Consider the following 12500-nt stretch of genomic DNA (forward strand, 5'->3'; position numbering starts at 1 on the left):
GTGGAATCAATAACTGGGGTGAAGTCGTAACAAGGTAGCCGTATCGGAAGGTGCGGCTGGATCACCTCCTTTCTAAGGAGAATTGCCTACTGTTTAATTTTGAAAGTTCTTTATGAACTTCATATTTGGGGGTGTAGCTCAGTTGGGAGAGCACTTGCCTTGCAAGCAAGGGGTCAGGAGTTCGACTCTCCTCATCTCCACCATTTAAGAGCATATTACTTAAATCTTTGATTTATCTAGTAGACTCTTACATTGCACTTTAAGCTTATTTTTATACAAGCCTTGTGCATTAGCACCTTAAGCAACAGAATAAACTGAACGAATGTGAAGTTTGTTTGTTGGTGACGTGCGTTAGCACTTTAAGCAACGGGATTTATCCGTTGGCGCTGTGCGTTAGCACTTTGAAAACTGCATATATATTTAGTGATATGACATCTAATTTGTAATATATAAAGCTGATAACTTTTTAAAATTATCAAGTTGATAGACTTTAATCTATCAAACCTTTTTAACTGGTCAAGTTATTAAGGGTGCAGGGCGGATGCCTTGGCACTAGGAGCCGATGAAGGACGTGATAAGCTGCGATAAGCTTCGGGGAGTTGCACGTAAACTTTGATCCGAAGATTTCCGAATGAGGAAACTCACTTAGAGTAATGTCTAAGTATCATTAAGTGAATACATAGCTTAATGAGGGGAACTCAGGGAACTGAAACATCTAAGTACCTGAAGGAAGAGAAAGAAATTCGATTCCGTAAGTAGCGGCGAGCGAACGCGGAATAGCCCAAACCAATAAAGTTTTCTTTATTGGGGTTGCGGACATATCATAACGAAGAGGTATCGTAATTGAAGAGGTTTGGAAAGACCCACCACAGAAGGTAATAGTCCTGTATGTTAAACGAGAAGACTTTAGATATGATCCAGAGTACCACGGGACACGTGAAACCCTGTGGGAAGCAGGAGGGACCACCCTCCAAGGCTAAATACTACCTAGTGACCGATAGCGTATAGTACCGTGAGGGAAAGGTGAAAAGAACCCCGGGAGGGGAGTGAAATAGAACCTGAAACCCTGCACTTACAAGCTGTGGAAGCACATTTCTTGTGTGACCGCGTACTTTTTGTAGAACGGGCCAACGAGTTACGTTAAGTAGCAAGGTTAAGCACTTAAGGTGTGGAGCCGTAGCGAAAGCGAGTTTTAACTGAGCGTTCAGTTACTTGACGTAGACCCGAAACCGGGCGACCTACCCATGAGCAGGATGAAGCGAAAGTAAAATTTCGTGGAGGTCCGAACCCACGAGCGTTGAAAAGCTCGGGGATGACTTGTGGGTAGCGGTGAAATTCCAATCGAGCCCGGAGATAGCTGGTTCTCCCCGAAATAGCTTTAGGGCTAGCCTCAAGGTGAGAGATACGGAGGTAGAGCACTGAATGTCCTAGGGGGTATTGCACCTACCGAAGACTATCAAACTCCGAATGCCGTCATCTTATACTTGGGAGTCAGACTGTGGGTGATAAGATTCATAGTCGAAAGGGCAACAGCCCAGATCGTCAGCTAAGGTCCCTAAATGTAAGTTAAGTGGTAAAGGATGTGGGATTGCACAGACAACCAGGATGTTGGCTTAGAAGCAGCCACTCATTCAAAGAGTGCGTAATAGCTCACTGGTCGAGTGATCCTGCGCCGAAGATTTCCGGGGCTAAAACTTACTACCGAAGCTACGGCATCATTATGATGGGTAGGGGAGCTTCCCATACGGGTTGAAGCATGACCGTAAGGACATGTGGACAGTATGGGAGTGAGAATGTTGGCATGAGTAGCGAGATGTGGGTGAGAATCCCACAGGCCGTAAACCCAAGGTTTCCAGGGGAAGGTTCGTCCGCCCTGGGTTAGTCGGGACCTAAGCTGAGGCCGAAAGGCGTAGGTGATGGACAACAGGTTGATATTCCTGTACTACCGATAACCGTTTGAGAGATGGGATGACACAGTAGGATAAGCTAAGCACACTGTTGGTTATGTGTGCCCAAGCATTGAGGCAGTCAGAGTAGGTAAATCCGCTTTGATAATGCTGGGATGTGATGGGGAGCGAAATTTAGTAGCGAAGTAGCTGATTTCACACTGTCAAGAAAAGTCTCTATCGAGGTTAAAGGTACCCGTACCGCAAACCGACACAGGTGGGTGAGGAGAGTATCCTAAGGCCCGCGAGAGAACTGTTGTTAAGGAACTCGGCAAAATGACCCCGTAACTTAGGGATAAGGGGTGCCACCATCCGGTGGCCGCAGAGAATAGGCCCAAGCGACTGTTTACCAAAAACATAGGTTTCTGCTAAGTCGCAAGACGATGTATAGGAGCTGACGCCTGCCCGGTGCTGGAAGGTTAAGGGGATCTGTTAGAGCAATCGAAGCAGTGAACTTAAGCCCCAGTAAACGGCGGCCGTAACTATAACGGTCCTAAGGTAGCGAAATTCCTTGTCGGGTAAGTTCCGACCCGCACGAAAGGCGTAACGATTTGGGCACTGTCTCAACAACAGACTCGGTGAAATTGTAATTCCGGTGAAGATGCCGGATACCTGCGACAGGACGGAAAGACCCCATGGAGCTTTACTGTAGCTTGACATTGGGTCTTGGTACTACATGTACAGGATAGGTGGGAGGCTTTGAAACCAGGACGCCAGTTTTGGCGGAGCCATCCTTGGGATACCACCCTTGTAGTACTGGGACTCTAACCATAGGCCATGAATCTGGTCTTGGGACACTGTCAGGTGGGCAGTTTGACTGGGGCGGTCGCCTCCCAAAAGGTAACGGAGGCGCTCAAAGGTTCTCTCAGTACGGTCGGAAATCGTACGTAGAGTGTAAAGGCAAAAGAGAGCTTGATTGCAAGACATACAGGTCGAGCAAGGATGAAAATCGGACTTAGTGATCCGGTGGTTCTGCGTGGAAGGGCCATCGCTCAACGGATAAAAGCTACCCTGGGGATAACAGGCTTATCTCCCCCAAGAGTCCACATCGACGGGGAGGTTTGGCACCTCGATGTCGGCTCATCACATCCTGGGGCTGTAGTAGGTCCCAAGGGTTGGGCTGTTCGCCCATTAAAGTGGTACGCGAGCTGGGTTCAGAACGTCGTGAGACAGTTCGGTCCCTATCCGTCGCAGGCGTAGGAAATTTGAGAAGACCTGTCCTTAGTACGAGAGGACCGGGATGGACGTACCTCTGGTGTACCAGTTGTTCTGCCAAGGGCATGGCTGGGTAGCTATGTACGGAATGGATAAGCGCTGAAAGCATCTAAGCGCGAAGCCAACTTCAAGATAAGATTTCCCACCGCAAGGGTAAGACCCCAGAAAGACTATCTGGTTGATAGGTCGAAGGTGTAAGTGCAGCAATGTATTTAGCTTATCGATACTAATAGGTCGAGGACTTGACCAAATTATTTGATGTTCATTCAGTAAAATATATGTGTAGTTTTTAGAGTGCTAACTCTAAAGAAACTAGTATTACTAGATTCTAATAACTTAATAGATATATTAAGCATAGAGATTATGTGGTTACAATAGCAGAGAGGATACACCTGTTCCCATTCCGAACACAGAAGTTAAGCTCTCTAGCGCTGATGGTACTTGGTGGGAAACTGCCTGGGAGAGTAGGACGTAGCCACGTAATCTTTTTATTATGATAAATTAAATTAGCACATTAATTCAACATTTTATTTGATTTAATGTTTTAATTGAAAAATAAAGGGGGGTGTCTCAAAATGAACTTTTTAGTTTATGAGGCACTCTTCTTTGTGTGAAATCAAATATATTTTTATCATTTCAACAATGAAAAAGAGGCTTATCTCTCTTTTGAGACAGCCTCTTTCATTTTTTTATCTAATATTTTAGTTAAATTATTAAATAAATTTTATATACTTATTTGGTATGTTAACTATCATTTAATACAATTATATCTGGGAATTATTTAATTTAAATTGTTATTATGCCATTATTTTATATACAAACTCTTTTAATTTATCTAATCCAGATAAGAAAGTATTTTCACTGCAAGCATAAGATATACGAATATATTTATCCATACCAAATGCTATTCCAGGAACAACTGCAACGTTATATTCTTCTAGAAATTGATTACAAAATTCTATAGAAAAGCTATCCTTATACTCAAATCTCTCAGATACTTTAGAAAGGTCTATAAATGCATAAAATGCGCCATTTGGATTTACATATCCTACATTTTCGATAGAGTCTAATTTTGATGTAATTAAGTCTCTTCTAGATTTATATGTCTTAACCATATTATCTATATCAGTTGAGCAATCTTTTAAGGCTCCATATGCTATGTATTGTGCTGTTAAACTTGGATGAGATATAAGATGTCCTTGTATAGAGCTCATTGCTTTAGCAATCGTTTTATTAGATGCTGTATATCCTAGTCTTAATCCAGTCATTGCAGCAGATTTAGAAAAACCATTTACAGTTATTGTTATATCTTTGGCTTCCTCACTTAATGATGCAATTGATGTAAATTCTCCGTTATAGCATATTTTTTCATATATTTCATCGGCTAAAATATATATTTTATTTTGTATACATACATCTACTATTTCTATTAATTCATCTCTTGTATAAACACTACCAGTAGGATTTGAAGGATTATTTATTACAAGAATTTTTGTTTTATTTGTTATAGATTTTTCAAGCTCATCTTTTGTTAACTTGAATTCATTTTCTTTTTTAGTATCAATGAAAACTGGAATGGCATTAACCAATTTAACCATTTCAGGATAACTAACCCAATAAGGTTTTGGCAATAATACTTCATCTCCTTCATCTGTTAAAGCTAGTAAAGTATTTGTTATAGAGTTTTTTGCTCCACTTGATATGACTATTTCATCTATTGAATATTTACAGTTATTTTCATTAATAAGTTTTTTACAAATTTCCTCTCTAAGTATTTTTAATCCTGGAACTAAATCATATTTAGTACAATCTTTATTTAAAGAATCAATACCATAAGTTTTTGCATTATTAGGTACGTTGAAATCAGGTTCTCCTATACTAAGATTTATTACTTTAATTCCGTTATTTTCCATTTCTTTAACTTTTGAACTAATCCCTATTGTGTAGGATGGAGTTATAAAGTTTAGTCTTTTTGATAACATAAAATGCCTCCTTTTAAATTATTATTTATATTATACGACAATTTTAAAGAATTTACATAAGGAAATTTGTAGATATATACATTAATGTATATGAAATTATACGTTTTTTGCCTAAAATTAGTGTAAAAAAAAGAGAAAAAAATTTTGACTCTCAGAGTTGTTAGAAACGCTACTGTTCAAAATATCTAGATAGTATTTGCAATGACTTGCGTAAGTTTGACTATTATGTACAAATTTGGTAATCTTAATATAGAAATTATTAAGATAATCCCTTTAACTTAGTTGAAGGGGATTTTTTTAGACTTAATATACTACATATAGTGGTATGTAGATTAATAAAATACAATATATAGTAATAGGAGGTTTTTTTAATTGGTTGAATTCGTAAAAAAAAGAGATGGAAGAGTAATCCCATTTAATGAAGATAGAATAACAAGAGCTATATTCTTAGCAGCGACAAATGTTGCAGAAAGGGAAGGAATAGTACCCGATTATAAATTATCTGAGCAATTAACTCAGGAAGTAATAAGATTTTTAAATCATAAATATTCAGAAACAGTTCCAAGTGTTGAAGATATTCAAGATTCAGTAGTTAAGATTCTTATAGAAACTGGTCATGCAAAAACTAGCGAAGAATACATAATATATAGGACTGAAAGAAGTAGAATAAGAAATTCAAAAACAAGATTGATGAAGGCAATAGAGGAGATTACTTTTGAGGATGCAGAAGATGCTGACATAAAAAGAGAAAATGCAAACATTAATGGTAATACAGCTATGGGAACTATGCTACAATATGGAAGCACTGTATCTAAAGAATTTTGTAAGACTCATATATTAAAGCCAGAACATTCTTTTGCCCATGAGAATGGAGATATACACATACATGATATGGACTTTTTAAATATGGGTACATTAACTTGTTGCCAGATAGATGTTAAAAAACTATTTAATGGTGGATTTTCAACAGGACATGGATTTTTAAGAGAACCACAAGATATAATAAGTTATGGAGCATTAGCTGCAATCGCTATACAAAGTAATCAAAATGATCAACATGGAGGTCAAAGTATACCATTTTTCGATTATGGATTGGCTGAAGGTGTATATAAGACCTTTAAGAAATTTTACATAGGAAACTTAGCTAAAGCATTAAAGTTATTTAAAGGAATTGAAAATAATGATGCAATAAAGGACATAGTATATAATACAGAGAAAGAAACAAATCAAAAGGTTGGTCTTAAGAGAGAAGAACTATATCTAAATTTAGAAAAAGAGAAATTAATAGAAACTTTTGATATTGATGAAGAACTTGTAAATAACATGCAGAACTTTGCATTTGAAGAATCATATAGAGAAACTGATAAAAAAACATACCAATCTATGGAAGCATTTATACATAATTTAAATACAATGCATTCTAGAGCAGGTGCACAAGTACCATTTTCAAGTGTGAACTTTGGAACAGATATTTCTGAAGAAGGAAGAATGGTAACTAAAAATCTTCTATTATCTCAAGAAAGAGGACTAGGTAATGGAGAAACACCAATTTTTCCAATTTTAATATTTAAGGTTAAAGAAGGAGTAAATTTGAATCCTGAAGACCCTAACTATGATTTATTTAAATTATCATGCAGAGTATCAGCTAAAAGACTATTTCCTAATTTTAGTTTCTTAGATGCGCCTTTTAATGCTAAGTATTACAGAAAAGGTGAACCAGATACAGAGGCTACATATATGGGTTGTAGAACAAGAGTACTTAGTAATGTATGTGGTTCAGAAACAGTTAGTGGTAGAGGAAATATATCTTTTACTACAGTTAATTTACCTAGACTGGGTATAAAACATGGTATTGTAACTGGTGAAAAAGCTAATTTAGACAGCTTTTTTGAAGAATTAGATGAGAAGATAGACTTAATTATAGAACAATTATTAGAGCGTCTTGAGGTTCAAGGAAATAAAAAAATGAAGAATTTCCCATTCTTGATGGGGCAAGGAGTATGGAAAGGCTCTGATGACTTAGGACCAGAAGATACATTAAAAGAAGTAATAAAACAAGGAACATTGACAATTGGATTTATAGGTTTAGCAGAGTGTCTTATTGCTCTTATAGGTAAACATCATGGAGAAAGTAAAGAAGCTCAAGAATTAGGATTAAAAATAGTGTCACATATGAGAGCTAGAATGGATGAAGCGACAAATAAATACAAATTAAATTTCTCTTTAATGGGTACACCAGCAGAAGGTCTTTCAGGTAGATTTACTAAAATAGATAAAAAAGTATATGGAGAAATTAAAGGTATAACAGACAAAGAATATTACACTAACTCATTCCATGTACCAGTTTATTATAATATAAGTGCATATGACAAAATCGAGATAGAAGCTCCATATCATGAACTGACTAATGCAGGTCATATAACATATGTGGAATTAGATGGAGATCCATCAGATAATCTAGAAGCTTTTGAGACAGTTATAAAAGCCATGAAAGACTTAGGCATAGGATATGGAAGCATAAATCATCCTGTAGATAGAGATCCAATATGTGGTTTTTCAGGTGTAATAGCAAGTAACATATGTCCTGTATGTGGAAGAAATGAAGATGAAAGTGATATCAAATTTGAAAGAATAAGAAGAATAACAGGATATTTAGTTGGCACAGTTGACAGATTTAATAATGCAAAAAAAGCTGAAGTAAGAGATAGGGTAAAGCATAGATAGTTTTATTTGGAGGAATAGTTATGAAAATAAGAATGTCATCTACTATAAGTCATGACAGTATAGTTGATGGACCAGGATTAAGGATGGTAATATGGACTCAAGGATGTATCCATAATTGTAAAGAATGCCATAATCCTCAGACACACGATTTATGTGGGGGATTTTATATGGATACAGAAGAAATTATAAATAAGATAAAATCATTAAAGTTACAAAAGGGTATTACATTATCAGGGGGAGAACCATTTTTACAACCGGAACCATTAGAAGAAATTGCAAAAGAAGCTAAAAGAAACGGATTGGATGTATGGTCATATACTGGATTTACATTTGAGCAGTTATTAGATAAGAAAAATAGTAGATATTTTAAAAATCTAAATTTACTAAAACAAATTGATATTTTAGTAGATGGAAAATTTATAGCTGAGAAAAAAGATATAAGTTTAAAGTTTAGAGGTTCATCAAATCAAAGAATAATTGATGTACAAAAAAGTTTGAAATATAAAAAAGTATTTTTAGTTGAACAATACATGAAAGATGATTTATCTATAGCAGAATAAAATATAAATAGATGGGAGTAAATATATTAATATATTTACTCCCATCTATCTTTATGTAATGTCTTAAATTTGTATTATATTAAGATATAATGGTTAAATAAAAATACTCATTGTGTTATTCTAATTTAACTATTTTATAAGTTAGATTAGTTTAATGTATAGTTTCTAAAAATATATCAGATATGAAGTAATGGATTCTTTGCTAAGAAACTAGAATATTCAATTGGGATTTAAAGATATTTAATTACTATAGTAGAAATATTTAAATAAATGATTAAATGTTGATAAGTATCTTAAAAAGTTACTTACCTAGTATTACTAATATTAGTATTAAGTATCTTAAAAAATAGAAAAGGTTTAAAATAGGTATTTTAACTGAATTTCTTGGTTTGTATTTAGCTTAGAAATAAATTTTATAATATAAATCAGTCGAATGAATAAAGCTAATTACATATAAAGTATGTATTTGTATAAAAAATATTAAATTTTGTAATTTGTGGATAAATATGTTTGTAATGTGGATAATATTTAATGTAATAAGTTAAAACAATATGAATCAGTTGTTTATAATGTGGATAATATAACCATATATAGATAAATAAGATATTTGAAAATAAAAAATGTAAAAAAAGTTATTGACTCTAAAAGGAAAAGTTGGTATAGTAATACTTGTCCTCAAGAAAAGGGCAAACAGATAAAGCATAAAGAACTTTGAAAATTAAACAGTAGGTTAATTTATAAAACAAGAAACAAACCATAAAGCCAGATATTTTGATAACAATAGTATCTGAGCCTGATAAACTTTTATTTGAGAGTTTGATCCTGGCTCAGGATGAACGCTGGCGGCGTGCCTAACACATGCAAGTTGAGCGATTTACTTCGGTAAAGAGCGGCGGACGGGTGAGTAACGCGTGGGTAACCTACCCTGTACACACGGATAACATACCGAAAGGTATGCTAATACGGGATAATATATTTGAGAGGCATCTCTTAAATATCAAAGGTGAGCCAGTACAGGATGGACCCGCGTCTGATTAGCTAGTTGGTAAGGTAACGGCTTACCAAGGCGACGATCAGTAGCCGACCTGAGAGGGTGATCGGCCACATTGGAACTGAGACACGGTCCAAACTCCTACGGGAGGCAGCAGTGGGGAATATTGCACAATGGGCGAAAGCCTGATGCAGCAACGCCGCGTGAGTGATGAAGGCCTTCGGGTCGTAAAACTCTGTCCTCAAGGAAGATAATGACGGTACTTGAGGAGGAAGCCCCGGCTAACTACGTGCCAGCAGCCGCGGTAATACGTAGGGGGCTAGCGTTATCCGGATTTACTGGGCGTAAAGGGTGCGTAGGCGGTCTTTCAAGTCAGGAGTGAAAGGCTACGGCTCAACCGTAGTAAGCTCTTGAAACTGGGAGACTTGAGTGCAGGAGAGGAGAGTGGAATTCCTAGTGTAGCGGTGAAATGCGTAGATATTAGGAGGAACACCAGTTGCGAAGGCGGCTCTCTGGACTGTAACTGACGCTGAGGCACGAAAGCGTGGGGAGCAAACAGGATTAGATACCCTGGTAGTCCACGCTGTAAACGATGAGTACTAGGTGTCGGGGGTTACCCCCCTCGGTGCCGCAGCTAACGCATTAAGTACTCCGCCTGGGAAGTACGCTCGCAAGAGTGAAACTCAAAGGAATTGACGGGGACCCGCACAAGTAGCGGAGCATGTGGTTTAATTCGAAGCAACGCGAAGAACCTTACCTAAGCTTGACATCCCAATGACATCTCCTTAATCGGAGACTTCCCTTCGGGGACATTGGTGACAGGTGGTGCATGGTTGTCGTCAGCTCGTGTCGTGAGATGTTGGGTTAAGTCCCGCAACGAGCGCAACCCTTGTCTTTAGTTGCCATCATTAAGTTGGGCACTCTAGAGAGACTGCCAGGGATAACCTGGAGGAAGGTGGGGATGACGTCAAATCATCATGCCCCTTATGCTTAGGGCTACACACGTGCTACAATGGGTAGTACAGAGGGTTGCCAAGCCGTAAGGTGGAGCTAATCCCTTAAAGCTACTCTCAGTTCGGATTGTAGGCTGAAACTCGCCTACATGAAGCTGGAGTTACTAGTAATCGCAGATCAGAATGCTGCGGTGAATGCGTTCCCGGGTCTTGTACACACCGCCCGTCACACCACGGGAGTTGGAGACGCCCGAAGCCGATTATCTAACCTTTTGGAAGAAGTCGTCGAAGGTGGAATCAATAACTGGGGTGAAGTCGTAACAAGGTAGCCGTATCGGAAGGTGCGGCTGGATCACCTCCTTTCTAAGGAGAATTGCCTACTGTTTAATTTTGAAAGTTCTTTATGAACTTCATATTTGGGGGTGTAGCTCAGTTGGGAGAGCACTTGCCTTGCAAGCAAGGGGTCAGGAGTTCGACTCTCCTCATCTCCACCATTTAAGAGCATATTACTTAAATCTTTGATTTATCTAGTAGACTCTTACATTGCACTTTAAGCTTATTTTTATACAAGCCTTGTGCATTAGCACCTTAAGCAACAGAATAAACTGAACGAATGTGAAGTTTGTTTGTTGGTGACGTGCGTTAGCACTTTAAGCAACGGGATTTATCCGTTGGCGCTGTGCGTTAGCACTTTGAAAACTGCATATATATTTAGTGATATGACATCTAATTTGTAATATATAAAGCTGATAACTTTTTAAAATTATCAAGTTGATAGACTTTAATCTATCAAACCTTTTTAACTGGTCAAGTTATTAAGGGTGCAGGGCGGATGCCTTGGCACTAGGAGCCGATGAAGGACGTGATAAGCTGCGATAAGCTTCGGGGAGTTGCACGTAAACTTTGATCCGAAGATTTCCGAATGAGGAAACTCACTTAGAGTAATGTCTAAGTATCATTAAGTGAATACATAGCTTAATGAGGGGAACTCAGGGAACTGAAACATCTAAGTACCTGAAGGAAGAGAAAGAAATTCGATTCCGTAAGTAGCGGCGAGCGAACGCGGAATAGCCCAAACCAATAAAGTTTTCTTTATTGGGGTTGCGGACATATCATAACGAAGAGGTATCGTAATTGAAGAGGTTTGGAAAGACCCACCACAGAAGGTAATAGTCCTGTATGTTAAACGAGAAGACTTTAGATATGATCCAGAGTACCACGGGACACGTGAAACCCTGTGGGAAGCAGGAGGGACCACCCTCCAAGGCTAAATACTACCTAGTGACCGATAGCGTATAGTACCGTGAGGGAAAGGTGAAAAGAACCCCGGGAGGGGAGTGAAATAGAACCTGAAACCCTGCACTTACAAGCTGTGGAAGCACATTTCTTGTGTGACCGCGTACTTTTTGTAGAACGGGCCAACGAGTTACGTTAAGTAGCAAGGTTAAGCACTTAAGGTGTGGAGCCGTAGCGAAAGCGAGTTTTAACTGAGCGTTCAGTTACTTGACGTAGACCCGAAACCGGGCGACCTACCCATGAGCAGGATGAAGCGAAAGTAAAATTTCGTGGAGGTCCGAACCCACGAGCGTTGAAAAGCTCGGGGATGACTTGTGGGTAGCGGTGAAATTCCAATCGAGCCCGGAGATAGCTGGTTCTCCCCGAAATAGCTTTAGGGCTAGCCTCAAGGTGAGAGATACGGAGGTAGAGCACTGAATGTCCTAGGGGGTATTGCACCTACCGAAGACTATCAAACTCCGAATGCCGTCATCTTATACTTGGGAGTCAGACTGTGGGTGATAAGATTCATAGTCGAAAGGGCAACAGCCCAGATCGTCAGCTAAGGTCCCTAAATGTAAGTTAAGTGGTAAAGGATGTGGGATTGCACAGACAACCAGGATGTTGGCTTAGAAGCAGCCACTCATTCAAAGAGTGCGTAATAGCTCACTGGTCGAGTGATCCTGCGCCGAAGATTTCCGGGGCTAAAACTTACTACCGAAGCTACGGCATCAGTAATGATGGGTAGGGGAGCTTCCCATACGGGTTGAAGCATGACCGTAAGGACATGTGGACAGTATGGGAGTGAGAATGTTGGCATGAGTAGCGAGATGTGGGTGAGAATCCCACAGGCC

The 12500-nt window shown here is 38.6% G+C and carries 3 protein-coding genes, 2 tRNA genes and 5 rRNA genes (2 of these 10 running past the window's edge); 9 read left to right on the top strand and 1 reads right to left on the bottom strand.

What is annotated here, in order from left to right:
• The 4 genes from ACTG48_RS00980 to rrf all read left to right on the top strand — a co-directional run.
• Nucleotides 1-72 (top strand): 16S ribosomal RNA (locus tag ACTG48_RS00980); it begins 1431 nt to the left of the window's first position.
• Between the two features lie 55 nt (nucleotides 73-127).
• A tRNA-Ala gene (locus tag ACTG48_RS00985) sits at nucleotides 128-203 on the top strand.
• Nucleotides 204-514: 311 nt separating this feature from the next.
• Nucleotides 515-3411: ribosomal RNA gene (locus ACTG48_RS00990) — 23S ribosomal RNA — on the top strand.
• 114 nt (nucleotides 3412-3525) lie between these two features.
• Nucleotides 3526-3642 (top strand): 5S ribosomal RNA (gene rrf, locus ACTG48_RS00995).
• Together the 16S, 23S and 5S rRNA genes with 1 tRNA gene alongside form the textbook arrangement of a ribosomal RNA operon.
• A 316-nt stretch (nucleotides 3643-3958) precedes the next feature.
• On the opposite strand, the gene ACTG48_RS01000 is transcribed toward rrf, so the two are convergent.
• Nucleotides 3959-5143, bottom strand: a complete 1185-nt coding sequence (locus tag ACTG48_RS01000; protein WP_479917876.1) for a pyridoxal phosphate-dependent aminotransferase — start codon at nucleotides 5141-5143, stop codon at nucleotides 3959-3961.
• Between the two features lie 372 nt (nucleotides 5144-5515).
• Between ACTG48_RS01000 and ACTG48_RS01005 the strand changes: the two genes are divergently transcribed.
• From ACTG48_RS01005 to ACTG48_RS01025, 5 genes are all read left to right on the top strand, one after another.
• Nucleotides 5516-7867 carry an anaerobic ribonucleoside triphosphate reductase gene (locus ACTG48_RS01005; protein ID WP_479917877.1) on the top strand — a complete coding sequence of 784 codons (2352 nt, stop codon included), beginning with the start codon at nucleotides 5516-5518 and terminating at the stop codon, nucleotides 7865-7867.
• A 20-nt stretch (nucleotides 7868-7887) separates the two neighbouring features.
• On the top strand, nucleotides 7888-8427 hold the full coding sequence (nrdG, locus tag ACTG48_RS01010; protein ID WP_021382529.1) for an anaerobic ribonucleoside-triphosphate reductase activating protein: 540 nt from the start codon (nucleotides 7888-7890) through the stop codon (nucleotides 8425-8427).
• A gap of 804 nt (nucleotides 8428-9231) precedes the next feature.
• Nucleotides 9232-10734 (top strand): 16S ribosomal RNA (locus ACTG48_RS01015).
• Between the two features lie 55 nt (nucleotides 10735-10789).
• A tRNA-Ala gene (locus ACTG48_RS01020) sits at nucleotides 10790-10865 on the top strand.
• Nucleotides 10866-11176: 311 nt separating this feature from the next.
• Nucleotides 11177-12500: ribosomal RNA gene (locus ACTG48_RS01025) — 23S ribosomal RNA — on the top strand (it continues 1574 nt past the right edge of the window).

This window comes from Clostridioides sp. LIBA-6822 (assembly GCF_056688955.1).

What these genes read in the sequence shown, in the direction of transcription:
- ACTG48_RS01000 (WP_479917876.1), bottom strand. Translation starts at nt 5,143, where the DNA reads ATGTTATCAAAAAGACTAAACTTTATAACTCCATCCTACACAATAGGG.
- nrdG (WP_021382529.1), top strand. Translation starts at nt 7,888, where the DNA reads ATGAAAATAAGAATGTCATCTACTATAAGTCATGACAGTATAGTTGAT.